The 15,461-nt window shown below is 56.9% G+C and carries 13 protein-coding genes; 12 read left to right on the top strand and 1 reads right to left on the bottom strand.

Annotated features, from left to right (window positions below; all coding sequences use genetic code 11):
• Positions 1-31 precede the first annotated feature (31 nt).
• The 4 genes from ACTQY5_RS01600 (at position 32) to tyrS (ending at position 3,100) form a co-directional block, all read left to right on the top strand.
• Entirely contained in the window at positions 32-961 is a 930-nt protein-coding gene (locus tag ACTQY5_RS01600) for a DMT family transporter (RefSeq protein WP_022487602.1), read from the top strand.
• 15 nt (positions 962-976) lie between these two features.
• Positions 977-1,342, top strand: a complete 366-nt coding sequence (locus ACTQY5_RS01595; protein WP_012938203.1) for a VOC family protein — start codon at positions 977-979, stop codon at positions 1,340-1,342.
• A 12-nt stretch (positions 1,343-1,354) separates the two neighbouring features.
• On the top strand, positions 1,355-1,795 hold the full coding sequence (gene mscL, locus ACTQY5_RS01590) for a large conductance mechanosensitive channel protein MscL (protein WP_195839627.1): 441 nt from the start codon (positions 1,355-1,357) through the stop codon (positions 1,793-1,795).
• Positions 1,796-1,873: 78 nt separating this feature from the next.
• Positions 1,874-3,100 carry a tyrosine--tRNA ligase gene (gene tyrS / locus ACTQY5_RS01585; protein ID WP_441368696.1) on the top strand — a complete coding sequence of 409 codons (1,227 nt, stop codon included), beginning with the start codon at positions 1,874-1,876 and terminating at the stop codon, positions 3,098-3,100.
• A gap of 89 nt (positions 3,101-3,189) precedes the next feature.
• Here the strand turns inward: tyrS and ACTQY5_RS01580 are convergent, their stop codons facing one another.
• The gene (locus tag ACTQY5_RS01580; protein WP_022487604.1) at positions 3,190-4,647 is read right to left on the bottom strand and encodes a class I adenylate-forming enzyme family protein; all 1,458 of its coding nucleotides are present in this window, start codon (positions 4,645-4,647) and stop codon (positions 3,190-3,192) included.
• 319 nt (positions 4,648-4,966) lie between these two features.
• On the opposite strand from ACTQY5_RS01580, the gene ACTQY5_RS01575 reads away from it, so the two are divergent.
• From ACTQY5_RS01575 to ACTQY5_RS01540, 8 genes are all read left to right on the top strand, one after another.
• On the top strand, positions 4,967-6,556 hold the full coding sequence (locus tag ACTQY5_RS01575) for a hypothetical protein (RefSeq protein ID WP_441368695.1): 1,590 nt from the start codon (positions 4,967-4,969) through the stop codon (positions 6,554-6,556).
• The gene (locus ACTQY5_RS01570) at positions 6,550-7,962 is read left to right on the top strand and encodes a sensor histidine kinase (RefSeq protein WP_303225037.1); all 1,413 of its coding nucleotides are present in this window, start codon (positions 6,550-6,552) and stop codon (positions 7,960-7,962) included. The genes ACTQY5_RS01575 and ACTQY5_RS01570 overlap by 7 nt, the downstream gene beginning before the upstream one ends.
• Positions 7,937-8,554, top strand: a complete 618-nt coding sequence (locus ACTQY5_RS01565) for a response regulator (RefSeq protein ID WP_441368694.1) — start codon at positions 7,937-7,939, stop codon at positions 8,552-8,554. The genes ACTQY5_RS01570 and ACTQY5_RS01565 overlap by 26 nt, the downstream gene beginning before the upstream one ends.
• 376 nt (positions 8,555-8,930) lie before the next feature.
• Entirely contained in the window at positions 8,931-10,031 is a 1,101-nt protein-coding gene (locus ACTQY5_RS01560) for a nucleoside hydrolase (protein WP_012938210.1), read from the top strand.
• A gap of 18 nt (positions 10,032-10,049) precedes the next feature.
• Positions 10,050-11,648, top strand: coding sequence for a bifunctional metallophosphatase/5'-nucleotidase (locus ACTQY5_RS01555; RefSeq protein ID WP_441368693.1), 1,599 nt, complete (start codon positions 10,050-10,052; stop codon positions 11,646-11,648).
• Between the two features lie 143 nt (positions 11,649-11,791).
• On the top strand, positions 11,792-12,820 hold the full coding sequence (locus ACTQY5_RS01550; RefSeq protein ID WP_154488171.1) for a hypothetical protein: 1,029 nt from the start codon (positions 11,792-11,794) through the stop codon (positions 12,818-12,820).
• Positions 12,821-12,888: 68 nt separating this feature from the next.
• Complete coding sequence (locus tag ACTQY5_RS01545) at positions 12,889-14,331, top strand: SPFH domain-containing protein (protein WP_441368692.1); 1,443 nt, start codon at positions 12,889-12,891, stop codon at positions 14,329-14,331.
• A gap of 18 nt (positions 14,332-14,349) precedes the next feature.
• The gene (locus ACTQY5_RS01540) at positions 14,350-15,459 is read left to right on the top strand and encodes a TFIIB-type zinc ribbon-containing protein (RefSeq protein WP_022488112.1); all 1,110 of its coding nucleotides are present in this window, start codon (positions 14,350-14,352) and stop codon (positions 15,457-15,459) included.
• The last annotated feature ends 2 nt before the right edge of the window (positions 15,460-15,461 follow it).

The following is a 15,461-nucleotide window of genomic DNA, read 5'->3' as shown; positions in this document are numbered from 1 at the left end:
TTTTATCCTGGAAGGAGTCAAGTAAAATTTTATGAATAAGGGGTATATTTTCGTCCTTGTAACCGCCTTTCTGTTTGGGACTATGGAAACGGCCCTGAAGTTTTTCGGGAACATGTTCCATCCCATCCAGATCACATTCCTCCGGTTCCTGATCGGGGGACTGGTGCTGATGCCCATGGCCTTCAGCGCCCTGAAGAAAAAGAACGTCCAGCTGAACGGACAGGATCTGAAATTCTTCCTGTTTTCCGGTTTCCTGGGGGTTGTGGTCAGCATGATCCTGTATCAGATGGCCATTGTCTACGGCAAGGCTTCGGTAAACGGGGTCATCTTCAGCTGCAACCCGGTGTTCGTGGTGCTGTTTGCCTATTTCCTGTTGGGTGAGCCCATTGACAAACTGACCGTCTTTTCCCTGATGGCCAGCTTTGCCGGGATCATCTGCATCGTAAACCCGGTGAACATGTCCGGCAGCCAGCTGAGCATCATCCTGATCCTGCTGTCTGCCCTGACTTTTGCCCTGTACGGCATCGCCGGACGGAAACACGCCCAACGCTACGGGGGCATTGCCATGACCAGCCTGAGTTTCATCTGCGGGTCTTTGGAAATGCTGGTCCTGATCGGGATCTCCACCTTTGAACCGGTGCGGAACCTGATGCTGTCCCTGGGACTGAAAGTCTTTACGGACATTCCCATTCTCAGCGGCCTTACCGCTGCCCACATCCCGCCTCTGGCCTACATCGCCGTAGGGGTGACGGGGCTGGGATACGCCAGCTATTTCCTGGCCATGGAATATACGGACCCTGCTACCGCGTCCCTGGCTTTTTACATCAAACCCATCCTCACCGCCTTTATGGCCTGGCTGGTGATTGATGAGCCCATTACGGTGAACATGATCGTGGGCATCGCCCTGATCCTGTTCGGTTCCTGCCTGTCCATTATTTCCAAACGGAAAAAGGCAGCCTGAAGAAAGGAAGAATCCATGAACTTCAAATTTGTCCACAACAACTTCAATGTGCTGGACCTTCAGAAATCCCTGGCTTTTTATAAGGAAGCCCTGGGCCTGGAAGAGACCCGGCGGATCGAAACCCCGGATTTCACCATTGTGTACCTGGGGGACCATCAGACCAGCCATCTGCTGGAACTGACCTGGCTGAAGGACCGGAAGGAACCCTACAACCTGGGGGACAATGAATTCCACCTGGCCTTTGAAACCGACGACTTTGCCGCCGCCCATGCCAAGCATGAAAAAATGGGCTGCATCTGTTTTGAAAACCCGGCTATGGGGATTTATTTCATCACCGATCCGGACAACTACTGGCTGGAAATCCTGCCGCCGAAAAAATAAAGGAGAACAATGATGGGGAGCTTTTTCAAGGAATTCAAAGACTTCGCCCTCCGGGGCAACGTGGTGGACATGGCCGTCGGTGTTATCATCGGGGGTGCTTTCGGGAAGATTGTCTCTTCCGTGGTCAACGACATTATCATGCCCCCTCTGGGGATCCTGATCGGGGGCGTGGATTTTTCTGACCTGTTCATCAATCTGTCCAGCAAAAAGGTGAATACCCTGGCGGAAGCCAAAGCCGCCAACCTGCCGGTGATCGCCTATGGCAGCTTCATCACCAATGTCATCGATTTCATCATCATGGCCTTTGTGATCTTCTGCCTGGTGTCCCTGATGAACCGGTTCAAGAAAGAAGAACCCAAAGCAGAACCCACCCTGTGTCCGTTCTGCAAAATGCCGGTGGATCCGGAAGCTACCCGCTGCCCTCATTGCACGTCTGAAATACCCAAGAAATAAGGAACCGGGCTGGTCAGGCTGCCATCGGCCGGGCCAGCCGGCTTTTTTGTGTTGAAAATTGCTACAGGAGGATGTTCCATGAACGTATTGGATGTACTGGAAGAACGGGGATACCTGAAACAGATGTCCCACCCGGATGAAATCAGAGAACTGCTGGGAAAGGAAAAGATCACTTTCTATATTGGCTTTGACCCTACTGCGGACAGCCTCCATGTTGGTCACTTCATCGCCCTGATGGTCATGGCCCATATGCAGCGGGCCGGCCACCGTCCCATTATCCTGCTGGGCGGGGGCACCGGTATGGTCGGAGACCCCAGCGGCAAGAATGAAATGCGGAAGATGCTTACCCCGGAATTCATCAACCACAATATCGAATGCTTCAAGAAACAGATCGGCCGGTTCATCGACCTGTCCGAAGGGAAGGCCATTGTAGCCAACAACGCCGACTGGCTGCTGAAGCTGAACTATGTGAACATGCTCCGGAGCGTAGGGGTCCATTTCTCCGTGAACCGGATGCTGGCCGCTGACTGCTACAAAACCCGTCTGGCCAGCGACAACGGGCTGACCTTCTTCGAAATGAACTACATGATCATGCAGGCCTATGACTTCTATACCCTGCACAAGAAATACAACTGCGTCATGGAACTGGGCGGGGACGACCAGTGGTCCAACATGATCGCCGGGGTGGAATTGATCCGCCGGAAGGACCGCCAGCCTGCCTACTGCATGACCAACACTCTTCTGACCAACAGCCAGGGCCAGAAAATGGGCAAGACCGTAGGCGGCGCTGTGTGGCTGGATCCGGAGAAATTCTCTCCTTACGATTTCTACCAGTACTGGCGGAATATCGACGATGCGGATGTGGAAAAATGCCTGGCGCTGCTGACTTTCCTGCCCATGGATGAAGTCCGGCGGCTGGGGGCTCTCCAGGGTGCGGAAATCAACGAAGCCAAGAAGGTATTGGCCTACGAGGTGACCAAGATCGTCCATGGGGAAGCAGAAGCGGAAAAGGCGAAAAACGCCACGGAAGCGTTGTTCGGTTCTGGCAGCAACATGGACAATGTGCCTACCATCACCGTCCGGAAGGACGAATGGGGCTGCCGTCTGCTGGATCTCCTGGCAGAAAACAAGGTGATCGCCACCAAGAGCGAAGGCCGCCGGCTGATGCAGCAGAACGGCCTGTCCATCGAAGATGCCAAGATCACCGACGTGGACACCGTTGTGGACGACACTCTGTTCGACGGCAAAGAAAGCCTGCTGCTCCGGAAGGGGAAGAAGAAGTACTACCGGTTGGTAAGGGGATAAAAAAATGGGGCTGTTGCGTGAGCAACAGCCCTGTCAACGGTCAGCTGACAAAAAAGGAGTACTGCACGCTCATGTGCAGTACTCCTTTTTCATCTAAGTTCCTTCTTCGCGATTTTCCCCGTTGCCAGGTGGGGCATGGCTTCCAGCTGGCGGAATACCCGGGGGACTTTGTAGATGGCCAGATTCTGCTGCAGGTATTTTTTCAGGGCCCTGGGGTCCACGGTTTCCCCTTCCCGGACCGTGTAGAAGCAGCATCCGGCCTGGCCCCGGAGCTTGTCCGGGATGCCGATGACCGCCGCTTCGTCGATGCCCGGGTAGGCATAGACCAGTTCTTCGATTTCCCGGGGATAGATGTTTTCCCCCATGCTGATGATCATGTCCTTCAGACGGTCCACGATCCGCAGGTATCCGTCCTGATCTTCCACCACCACATCGCCTGTGTGGAGCCATCCGTCCACCAGGGCATCTGCCGTGGCTTCCGGCAGATGCCAGTAGCCCAGCATCACATTGGGTCCTTTGACCAGCAGTTCGCCCCGGCTGCCCTGGGGCATTTCCCGTCCCTCCGGATCCACCACCTTCACCTGGATCTCCGGCAGGGGCAGGCCAATGGTGCCGCTTTTCACCTTCTCCGGGGGATTGACGGACACCACCGGCGAAGCTTCCGAAAGGCCGTATCCTTCAATGATGGGCTGATGGTACCGGGCTTCAAAAGCCTGGAGAAGGGAAAGCGGCATGGCGGTGCCTCCCACCACGGTGTACCGGACGGAGGTCAGGTCCTCCGGCTGTCCCCGGCGGATGAGCAGGGAACAGAGGGAAGGCACCAGGTACAGCACCGTCAGCTGCTGGTCCCGGATGAAATGGACAATGTCCTTCAGGTTCACGCTGTCATACAGGAAGAGGGAGGCTCCCACCAGCAGTGGATTGATCAAGGCGGTGATCAGGCAGAAACAGTGGTACAGGGGCAGCACCGCCAGCACCCGGTCCTCTGGGGTGATGCGGAGGATTTCCTGGAACTGGCGGGCGTTGCAGGTCACATTGGCGTGGGACAGCAGAGCCCCTTTGGGCCGGCCGGTGGTGCCGGAAGTATAGATGATGAGGAAAGGCTCCTGGTCCGTGAAGGTTTCCGAAAGAGACGGCGCTTCCGGGGCCGGGCTGTCCAGATACCCGTCCAGAGGCAGCTGGCGGATGGATCCCTCCAGATCCGCCGTGGCTTCCAGGGCGTTCCAGGCAAAAGGATTACCGGTATAGAGCAGTAAACTGGACTCAGAATCCCGGAGGATGAATCCCACTTCCCGCTGGCTCAGCTGGCTGTTGATGGGTACGGCAATGGCGCCCAGGGAAGCCAGGGCCAGATAAGCAACGATATAGTGGACGGTTTTCCGGGAAAAAATGGCAACACGGGTCTGCTGCCGGATCCCCTGGGCATACAGGGCATTCCGGCATTGACGGACCAGAGTACGGAGATCCAGGTAGGTATAGGAACGGCCCTGGTCAAAGACCGCCAGCCGGTCCGGTTCACCAAAGGACAACAGATGGTGGACGAGCATGGTAAGGCCTCCTTTTATCAGATTCCTCTTTCTATTGTACCGTGAAAAAAGAAAATAGGGAAGAGTGAAGAGGGAGGCCGGGATGGGGTTGTTGCACGTTCTGTGCAACAACCCCCTAGTCGTAGAGACGCATAGCGGCTTAAGTCTGGAGCCTGAAGGCTGGAGCCAAATGTTGAATTTGCAGGCAAATTTTTGAATATGCTGCAAAAACTGGTTGCCGCATACCGCAGGCAGCAGTCCCTTTTTCTTTCCCTTTCCTTCATGGTATAATGAGGAAAAAGTCATGCTAATCACTTAGCTTGACAGGAGGGAGGGGACCATGGAGCAATTTTTACAGGAAATGACAGAGCTCCTGCCGTTCCTGCAGGAACCCCGGTTTGGCATTCCTCTGCCTGTATTGTATCTGATCATAATGATCGGGGTGATCCTGTGGGGTGGGTCCCTCCGGGAACGGATCTTCCAGCTGGGGGCCCGGGAGGCGGTGGGCTGGAGCATCTGGGTGTGGCTGGTCTGGCTGACCATCCGGCTGCTGCGGCTGACCCTGATTACCGGCTGGGCTGCCCTGGCCCGCCTGCTCTGGTACGGCTATTATCCCTGCATGGGGCTGCTGGCTTTTCTGGTGGTCTGGATCAGCTATGCCAGCAACCGGAGACCGGAAGACAGGGCTCTTCCCCGCTGGCTCCAGGGCCTGCTGCTTGTTGACCTTCTTTTAGCCGGGCTGGCCCTGACCAATGACTGGCATCAGCTGGTGTTCCAGATCCAGCCCAGTACCAATCCCCACCAGGATATCTATACCTATGGCTTTGTGTATTACCTGATCCTGTTCAGTTATCTGGCCCAGCTGCTTCTGGCCAATGGGTGGCTGTGCTGGAGGGCTTTCCGGGAAAAAATCAGTCTGGAGAGGCTGTGGCAGCCCTTTACGGTCATCCTGCTGTACGGAGGATACATTGCCGGCTATATCCTGCGGGTTTCCTGGATCTTCCGGAGTGAACTGGTCCTGTGGACGGCATTTTTCGGTTTCCTCTGGATGGAAGCCCTGCTCCGGTCCCGGCTGCTGCCGGGGAACAGCCAGTATCGGGACTGCTTTCTCCATTCCCGCCTGGGGCTGACCATCCTGGACCGGCAGGGACGGACGGTGTACCAGTGCCAACAATTGCCCGTCCCTCCGGACGGAGACTGGCAGCGGAGGACCATGCCCATTTCCGGGGGACAGGTGGTATGGTACCAGGACATGGGCGAACTGCGCCAAAAAAAGAAAAAACTGGAACTGACGGCCCAGACCCTGCAGCGGGTCTACCGGCTGCGGCGGAACTGGGAAAAGATCCGGCGGGAACGGATCCATCAGCAGACCCGGCAACGGATTTATGAGGAAGTGGAGGGCATACTCCAGAGCAAAGGGCCCCTTTTCCTGCAGTATGCCCGGGCCCTGGAGCAGGCCCAACCAGGAGAGGGCATCCGGCAGATGGTGGCACGGCTCAATGTGCTGGCTTGTTATTTGAAGAAAGAATGTGTCCTGCTGCTCCGGGGACGGGAAGACAACAGCCTGCCGGTCCGGGAACTGCAGCTGGCGGTCCGGGAACTCTGCCATTACCTGGAACGGACCGGACTGAAGACGCTGGTGGACGATCGTCTGGAGGGGCAGCTGCCGGTGACAACGTCCCTGGCTTTCTTCCAGCTGCTGGAGGAGGCTTCGGAAGAGGCGGTGCGCCAGGGGGAAAGTTCCCAGATCTGCTGCTTCAAAGAAAGTGAGAAGGGATGGGAGCTGTCCCTGCTCTGGGATCCCCGGCCCTGGGTCCGGGAATTTGTGGCGCAGCATCAATCTCGTTATGGCAGGGGCCTGTTCTGCCGGGAACTGGAATACGGGAGCAGTCTGGTTCTTCAGCACCAGAAGGGGGACGGATCATGGTAGATTTTGTAAAGCTGGGACCTCTGTTCCACCGGGTGCTGGTGCTGCTGGGCTTTGTGGGGCTGATGAGCCAGAGCCTCCTGATCTATTTCCTCCAGCCCCTTCCCCGGTTCCGGTTTCGCCGCCGGAAAGCGCTGGAAGGGGTGATCCTGGTCCTCCTGATCCTCCTGGAAAGCGATCTGATCCAGGATATCCAGCTGGGTCGGGAAGAGCCCTATGGTACGGGGTTCCGTCTGGTCCTTGGCGGCAGTCTCCTGGTGCTGGCCCTGTGGCAGCAGGGAGATTCAATCAGGTGTCTGTCCCTGTGCCTGGCCGGAATGGCGATCCTGCCCTTTTTCGACGGGAGCTATCCCTGGGAGATGGGCCTGGCCCTGGGGCTTTTTCTGGTGCGGTCCCTGGATCTCCTGCCGGAAACCATCCAGGAAAAACGGATGCAGATCACGGAGTATTCCATCCAGGAAGCCATTGATTCTTTAGAGGAAGGGGTCCTGATCTCGCTGGCTAGCGGCGAACCGGTGCTGATGAACCGGGCCCTGTTCCGGTATACGGAAAGTGTCCTGGGGGTGGGGATCCGGAACGGCAATATGCTGTGGCACCTGCTCCAGGAAGTCCGCAGGCCCGGGCTGCATCGGGAAAACCAGGGCAGAGGGCTGCTTTTCCGGCTGCCGGACGGCCGCTGGCTGCTGTTCCAGCGGGTCAAGATCTATTTCCAGGGGCAGTCCCACTGGCAGCTGACTGCCAGTGATGTCACGGAACTCCAGCGGCTGAACCAGTCCCTGGACCAGCAGAACCGGCAGCTGCAGCAGAAAAATGCTGAGCTGAAGGAACTGCTCCAGCATGTCCAGGAAATCCAGAGCCGGGAAACCCTCCGGGAAATCCGGATCCGGATCCATGATCTGATGGGGATGCGGATCAGCCTGCTCCAGCAGGTGCTGAACAACAGGGATTTCGCCGATTACCAGCGAATCATGCCCCTTTTGGTCAACATGCTTTCTGATGTGCGGCAGGAAATCCGGGTGAAACCCCAGGTGCGGCTGGCTGAACTGGTTTCTGTGTACCGGAAGCTGGGGGTACTGGTCACCGTGCGGGGAAATCTGCCGGAGGAGGAATGGAAAGGGGAACTGTATGTGCAGATCATCCGGGAAGCCCTGACCAATGCCGTCTGCCATGGGCGGGCCAGCCAGGTGGCTCTGGTCCTGGACGAAGAAAACCTTCTGATCCAGGACAATGGACTGGGCTGCACCGGACCCGTCCAGGCAGGAGGCGGGCTTACCGGGATCCGGGAAAAAGTGGAAAGCCGGGGCGGGAAACTGGACGTTTCCGGGACCCCTCATTTTATACTGAAAATCCGTTTTGGGATGGAAGAAAAGGAAGGGACGAACGATGATCCGTATTCTGCTGGTGGATGACCAGAAAATCCTGCTGGATGGGCTGGCCAGGCTGCTGGAACCGTATGAAGACCTGGAGGTGGTGGGGCAGCTGCCCTTTTCGGAAATGGTGGAAACAGCCTGCGTCCGGCTGAAGCCCCATGTGGTACTGATGGATATCTGCATGGAAGGGAAGACCAGCGGGATCGAATGTACCCGGAAGATCAAAAAGCATTTTCCCCAGATCAAAGTCATCATCATGACCGGTTTCCAGGATGTGCATTTTGTGGAACTGGCCCAGGAGGCGGGGGCGGACAGTTTCATCTACAAAGAAAGTGCTGCAGACCAGTTCGTGGACTGCATCCACCGTACCATGGAGGGGGAGCATCTGTTCCCGGATGTACAGGAACGGACCACCTTTGGATTTTACAACGCCACCCTGACCCAGCGGGAAATCCAGATCCTGCACCTGGTCTGCCAGAACCTGAGCTATCAGGAAATCGCCGACCGGCTGCAGCTGACCCGCCGGACCGTCAGCTTCCACATCAGCAACATGCTCAGCAAAACCGGCCACAAAAGCCTGGTGGGACTGGCTGTGGAAGCGGCAGAGAAAGGGTATGCGGGGAGGGAGTAGGTCTGTTGCTGGGGCAACAGACCCTGTCAGCAGTCAACTGTCAACTGCCGAAGGAAGCCAGTAAACTGGCTTTGAACAAGGGCAACAATTGGATAAATCGTACCTGTAGGGGCAGCAGGCCCGGCTGCCCGCCAAATCAGAAGTTGACCATGTGTTCTGCGGGGCGCCGGGCCTGCGCCTCCTACGGTTTATGCTGTTTAAAAATCAATTTGAAAATTGATTTCTATCGGCCGCTGACCGCTGACCGTTGACAGCTGACAAAATGGAGGGGTGTTGTACTTTTTGTGCAAAACCCCTCCATTTTTCTCAACCCTGTACTTTAGTACAGTGCGGAAATCTCCTGCTTCCGGTATACTGGAGACAGGAGGTGAAGACAATGAAGATACAGAATGATTTCAGAAAATTCTTTCGTATTGTGGGGATCCTGGCGCTTGCGGTCCTGGCCCCTTTGGGGCGGGGGCTGGCGGCTGAGAAGGAAAAGGTGATCCTGGATACGGATATGGTGGAACTGCTGGATGACGGGGTGGCCATGATGATGCTGGCCCAGGCCCCCAACATCCAGTTGGAAGGGGTGACCATCGTCTTTGGGAACACCTGGGTGGAAACCGGGACCGCAGCGGCCATCCGTCAGTTGGAAGGGATGGGACGGAAGGATATCCCGGTGTTTATGGGGGTGAATGAACCCACCCGGAAAGACCGGTTTGCCCATATGGCGGAAGAAAAACGCCTGTACGGACAGAATTTCGACAGCCATAAAGGAGCCGCCGGCTATCCCCGTCCGGCTTCCTGGCAGCAGGTATACCGGGAACGGTACCACCGGGAACCGGAACTGCAGCCCCGGAAGGAGGCGGCAGCCGATTTCATTGTCCGGACCATCCGGAAGAATCCTGGAGAGGTGACCCTGGTGGCCATTGGAAGTGGAGCCAACCTGGCGGCAGCCCTGGACCGGGATCCGTCCATTGCCGGAAAGGTGAAACGGGTGGTGTACATGGCCGGAGCCTTCATGGTGGAAGGCAATGTGATGCCCCACGGAGAATTCAATGTATGGATCGATCCGGAATCGGCCCGGAAAGTGTACCGGGCACCCTGGACGGAACAGGTGTTCCTGCCGCTGGATGTATGCAATACGGCCAAACTGAGCCGGCAGGAATATCAGGTGCTTACGGGGAAAATCACCCAGCCCTGGGCCCGTGCCATGTGGAAGGATTACTGGGCAGGGCCTCTGTTCCAGCAGGATCCGGGCTTTTCCAGCTATATCTGGGATGTGCTGGCCGCTGCCGTGGTCATCGATCCCCTGGTGATCACCCGGGAAGAAACCCTGCCGGTGGATGTGAATGACCAGTACGGACCGGGCTATGGAGATACGCTGGCTTACCGGGGCTTTGGACCGGAAGGTACCCAGAAGGCCCGGATCGTCTTTGCCGTGGATCAGGACCGGCTGTGGCCCATGGTGGAAAAAGTATTTGACCGGCTGTAAAAAAGAGAGGAGAAAACCATGCTCAACCGCAAGAAATTCCTGCGGGCCGGCGCTTCTGCCGCCCTCTTTGCCCTTCTGCTGCCTCTCCAGGCCTGGGCCCAGGTGGTGCTGCTCCACACCAACGACATCCATTGCGGGGTGGACAGGAACCTGACCCTGGCCCGGGTGGCGGCTTATAAAAAGAAACAGAAAGCCCTGAATCCCCAGACCCTGCTCCTGGACGCCGGAGATGCCATCCAGGGGGAACCCCTGGGGAAACTCACCGACGGACGGGCCATGGTCCGGATCCTGAATGGGGCGGGCTATGATTTTGCCATTCCCGGCAACCATGAATTCGATTACGGCATGGACAACTTCCTGTCCCTGGCCAAAAAACTGGACTGCGGGTACACCAGCTGCAACTTCGTCCGGCTGGATACCGGGAAACCCGTCCTGGCCCCCTACCGGATCTTTCCCTTCAAAGAACGGAAGGTGGCGCTTATCGGGGTCACCACCCCCGGTACCCTGGTGTCGTCCACGCCCCGGTTCTTCCAGGACGGAAAAGGCCATTTTATCTATGGATTCTGTGAGGACAAAGCAGGGGTGAAGCTTTACAGACAGGTCCAGGATACGGTGGAGGAAGCACGGGAACAAGGGGCGGATACGGTGATCCTGGTGGCGCATCTGGGCAGTGACGGTTCCATCCCCGTATGGAGCAGCCGGGCACTCCTGGCCCATGTAACCGGCGTGGACGGGCTCATCGACGGCCATTCTCACGAACAGTACGAAGTGTTCTATCCGGACCGGAACGGGAAAATGATCCCGGTGGCCCAGACCGGCACCAAACTCCAAAGTCTGGGGCGTATGGTCATCGAAGATGACGGTACCATCCGGGGCGAACTGGTCCGGGAGCTGATGGAGCCGGATCCCCAGGTGGAGAAACTGGTCCGGAAAGAAATGGCCAAAGTGGACCGGGCCCTGTCCCAGAAGGTGGGAGAATCCTCTGTGGAACTGGTGGATTCCCTGGAGGGCCAGCGGGCTGTGCGCCAGAAGGAAACCAATCTGGGGGATTTTGCCGCAGATGCTTTCCGGACCTGTTTCAAGGCGGATGCGGCCCTGATCAACGGGGGCTCCTTCCGGTCCGGTCTGCCCCGGGGCGCCTGGACCCGGAAGACCCTTCTGACCCTGTTCCCCTTTGGGAACCAGGCGGTGCTCCGGAGTATTTCCGGCCAGCAGCTGCTGGATGCCCTGGAACTGAGCGTATCCCATGCGCCGGAAGAAAACGGCGGGTTCCTCCAGGTATCCGGGCTGACCTTTGTCTACGATCCGGCCATCCCCTCACCGATGAAACTGGATGACCAGGGAAATTTCGCCCGGGTGGAAGGGGAACGGAGGGTCCGCCAGGTGATGATCGGCGGCAAACCCCTGGATCCGGCGGAAGACTATCTGGTGGCCGGGACCAGCTACATCCTCAGCGACGGGGGCAACGGCTATACCATGTTCCGGGACACCACCCTGGTAGCGGAACCGGGCCTGTCCGACGTGGAAATCCTGGCTGATTACGTCCAGAAACAGGGCGTCAGCGAAGCCTATCGGAAGCCGGAAGGACAGGGACGGATTCAAGTAAATAGGAAATAAGAAGTCAGACCCGGCCCTTAAGGGGCTGGGTCTGACTTCTTTTTTACCAAAACCTGTACTTTAGTACAGTGTGTTCCTTCTGAAAATTCTGTACAATAAAAGCAGAAAGAGAACGAACGGATATCTGGAGAAAGGAGCATACTATGAAAAAGACATGGAAACAAATTCTGTTGGGAGCATTGACCCTGTGTGTCCTGGCATCCGGCTGCGGTGGGGGAAACGGGGGCGGAGGAACCCCTGAAGACCCCAACGCCGACCTGCCGGTGCGGAAGAAAATCAGCACCCCGGTGGCATCCAGTTTTAAAGTAGACGGCCGGACGGTGAACATCTATGAATATACCGGGCTGACCTTCAAGGACCAGATCCTGTGGACGGACACCCTGGCGGTGGACGGGGACCGGATTTACTTCTTCGGCTTCGACAACAAGGACGAAACATACCGGACCAAACTCCGGTCTGTCAGTTTCAAGGATGAGACGCTCAGTGACCTGAAGGTGCTGGATGAACGGGCCTACTGGCGGGACAAACTGGTGGTATCCAACGGAACTGTCTATGACTGGCACAAACAAGGGGATTATAAAAGTCGTGAAAAGAAAAATGAAGCTTCCTATTGGCATTATTACGACGGAAAGACCATGGTGCCCACCGATTTCACCGGCACGACTCTGATTCCCATCGATCAGGGGAAGGATGTGGTCTTTACCCAAAAATGGGACTACTGGACCGGGATCCTGGACAAAGGGACCCTTACCAAGGGGAAGGAACTCCTTACCGTAGAGGCGATAAGGAAGGCTGGACTGAACATCAAGAAACAATGGGCGGACAAGGACGGATTATACCTGATGGGGTATATGAAAAACGACAAGGGTGAAAATCAAAATGTGGTCCGGCAGTACAGTCTGCAGGACGGACAGCTGATCCAGTCCTTTGAGGGACCTCTTACCAAAGAAGGCCGTGGGTACGTGGTCACCGAGCACCGGGTGGTGCTGGGACAAGAAGGCGGCATCTACTGGATTTACCGCAAGAAGGATGGAAAGCTGTTGGGGAAATTCAAGACAGAACCCAAACTGACCATGGAAATCCTCACCCCCATGAAAAACGATTCCATCCTGATCTACCGCCGGATCAGCCGGGAGAAAGGCGAAGCCAAACTGTACCGGATGGATCTGTAGGGGAGAAAAGAGGGAAGAGTGTAGAAGATATGGAAAATAGGAACGGATTGAAGAAAGAGAGGTAAATTATGGGACTGATCAAAGCAGGGATGGGCGCTGTAGGCGGCGTGCTGGCCGATCAATGGAAAGAGTTTTTCTACTGCCAGATGGCACCGGACATCCTGATGATGAAAGGCCAGAAACGGACCGGGAGCCGGAGCTCCAACCAGGGCGACGACAACATCATCAGCAACGGATCCCGGATCGCTGTGAACAACGGCCAGTGCATGATGATAGTGGAAAACGGCAAGGTGGTGGATCTGTGTGCAGAACCGGGGGAATACACCTACGACAAAAGCACCGAACCGTCCATCTTTACCGGAGACCTGAAAGACAATGTGAAGGAAATCTTCAAACAGATGGGGAAACGGTTCACCTTCGGCGGGGATACCGGTAAGGATCAGCGGGTATACTATTTCAATACCAAGGAACTGATCGGGAACAAATACGGGACTCCCAGCGAAATCCCCTTCAAGGTGAAGGATGACACCACTGGCCAGGTGCTGACCATCCTGCTCCGGTGCTTCGGAGAATACAGCTACCGGATCACGGACCCCATCCTGTTCTATACCCACGTGGCCGGGAACGATTTCGACGAATACCGCAGGGAAACCCTGGACAGCCAGATGAAAAGCGAACTGCTCATGGCCCTGGCACCGGCTTTTGCCCAGCTCAGCGCTCAGCGGATCGACTACACGGAAATCATGGCCCATACCTTTGAACTGGCGGAAGCCCTCAACGATGTCCTGAGCAAAAAATGGCGGGACCTCCGGGGTATTGAAATCGTTTCCTTCGGGATCAGCAATATCAAAGCCAATGAAGCGGATGAAGAAAAGATCCAGAAGGTCCAGATGGGCATGACCATGGGCAGCGATCCCCGGATAGCCATGGGGGCCGTGGTGGATTCCAGCACCGATTCCATGAGGATAGCGGCAGGAAACCAGAACGCCGGAGCCGCCTTCGGGTTCATGGGCATGAATATGGCAGGGAATGCCGGGGCGAACATGTTCCAGGCCCTGGCAGGCCAGGCGGCGGCCCAGCAGCCGGCCCCACCGCCGGCAGAAGCACCACGTCAGCCCAATGGGTTTGCCCCAGGAGCGGCGGCTCCCAATAGCTGGGACTGCAGCTGCGGCCAGAAGGGCAATACCGGGAAGTTCTGCATGGCCTGCGGCGCCAAAAAGGCGGAACCGGCAGGGACCTGGGACTGCGCCTGCGGCCACAAAGGGAATACCGGGAAGTTCTGTATGGAATGCGGCGCTCCCAAACCGGAAGCCCAGCCCCAGGGATGGACCTGCCCCGGCTGCGGCACGGTGAACCAGGGAAAATTCTGCATGAACTGCGGAGCCAAAAAACCGGAGGATGCACCGCTGTACCGCTGTGACAAATGCGGCTGGCAGCCCCCCGATCCCCATCATCCCCCGAAATTCTGCCCCCAGTGCGGAGATCCTTTTGACGACAACGACAAGACCTGAAACAGGAGGTGAGTGAAAATGACCGATACCTCTGTTGCCTACAAGTGTCCCAACTGCGGCGGGCCCCTGGAATTCCAGCCGGGGGCAAGCCAGGTGGTCTGCCCCTACTGCGATACCAAACTGGACGTGGCACAGATGGAAGCCCTCTTTGCCCGGCAGCAGGAACGGGCGGCAGCGGCCCAGGAGGCCAAAGAAGAACGCTGGAATACGGAAATGGCGGGCAAGGAATGGAGCACGGAAGAAGCTGCCATCCTGAAAGCCTTCACCTGTTCCGCCTGCGGGGCGGAAATCGTCTGTGACGAAAACACCCTGGCTACCGAATGCTGCTACTGCGGGAATCCCACCATGCTTCCCAACCGGTTCAGCGGCATGCTGAAGCCGGATTACGTGATCCCCTTCCAAAAGACCAAAGAAGATGCAGTGGCGGCCCTGAAGGAATTCTACAAGGGCAAGCGCCTGCTGCCGGCGGCCTTTACGGCCAACAACCGGATCCAGGACATCCAGCCCATGTACGTGCCCTTCTGGCTCTTTGATTCCAAGATCCATGCCAGTGCCGACTTCCAGGGGGAAGACGACAATGTGATGGAAACCAGCGATGAGATCATTACGGAAACCCGGGTGTTCCAGTGCATCCGCAGCGGCCGGATGAGTTTCCACAAGATTCCGGTGGATGGGTCCAGCAAAATGGACGATACCTACATGGAAAGCATCGAACCCTTCGATTATTCCCAGATGGTGCCCTTCAGCCCGGCCTATCTCACCGGTTTCCTGGCGGATAAATACGATGTGGATGCGGAAGCTTCCGTGCCCCGGGCCGATGAACGGGTGGAACGGTCCGCCGTAGGGGTGCTGGAAGAAACCGTCAAGGCCAGGGGCTATGACCGGACCATCCTCAAGGACAGCGTGGTCCGGAAGGAAGAAGACCAGGTGGCCTATGCCCTGGCTCCGGTGTGGATCCTGACCACCCGGTATCAGGACAAACCCTACACCTTTATGATGAACGGACAGACCGGGAAGATGGTGGGGACACTGCCCTATGACAACCAGAAATCCCTGATGATCATGGGGGCTGTGGCGGCCATCCTCACACCGGCGCTGTATTTTGTGGCAAAGATGTTTCTGACGTAAGG

Source organism: Acidaminococcus sp. HCP3S3_H5, assembly GCF_052122235.1.
Taxonomy (GTDB): Bacteria; Bacillota; Negativicutes; order Acidaminococcales; family Acidaminococcaceae; genus Acidaminococcus.
The sequence above is the reverse complement of the archived record's forward strand: the minus strand, read 5'-3'. Positions and strand labels throughout refer to the sequence as shown.

Coding starts and splice junctions, on each gene's coding strand:
- ACTQY5_RS01595 (WP_012938203.1), top strand. CDS start 977: ATGAACTTCAAATTTGTCCACAACAACTTCAATGTGCTGGACCTTCAG.
- ACTQY5_RS01555 (WP_441368693.1), top strand. CDS start 10,050: ATGCTCAACCGCAAGAAATTCCTGCGGGCCGGCGCTTCTGCCGCCCTC.
- ACTQY5_RS01550 (WP_154488171.1), top strand. CDS start 11,792: ATGAAAAAGACATGGAAACAAATTCTGTTGGGAGCATTGACCCTGTGT.
- ACTQY5_RS01580 (WP_022487604.1), bottom strand. CDS start 4,647: ATGCTCGTCCACCATCTGTTGTCCTTTGGTGAACCGGACCGGCTGGCG.
- ACTQY5_RS01575 (WP_441368695.1), top strand. CDS start 4,967: ATGGAGCAATTTTTACAGGAAATGACAGAGCTCCTGCCGTTCCTGCAG.
- ACTQY5_RS01570 (WP_303225037.1), top strand. CDS start 6,550: ATGGTAGATTTTGTAAAGCTGGGACCTCTGTTCCACCGGGTGCTGGTG.
- ACTQY5_RS01560 (WP_012938210.1), top strand. CDS start 8,931: ATGAAGATACAGAATGATTTCAGAAAATTCTTTCGTATTGTGGGGATC.
- ACTQY5_RS01540 (WP_022488112.1), top strand. CDS start 14,350: ATGACCGATACCTCTGTTGCCTACAAGTGTCCCAACTGCGGCGGGCCC.
- mscL (WP_195839627.1), top strand. CDS start 1,355: ATGGGGAGCTTTTTCAAGGAATTCAAAGACTTCGCCCTCCGGGGCAAC.
- ACTQY5_RS01545 (WP_441368692.1), top strand. CDS start 12,889: ATGGGACTGATCAAAGCAGGGATGGGCGCTGTAGGCGGCGTGCTGGCC.
- ACTQY5_RS01600 (WP_022487602.1), top strand. CDS start 32: ATGAATAAGGGGTATATTTTCGTCCTTGTAACCGCCTTTCTGTTTGGG.
- ACTQY5_RS01565 (WP_441368694.1), top strand. CDS start 7,937: ATGATCCGTATTCTGCTGGTGGATGACCAGAAAATCCTGCTGGATGGG.
- tyrS (WP_441368696.1), top strand. CDS start 1,874: ATGAACGTATTGGATGTACTGGAAGAACGGGGATACCTGAAACAGATG.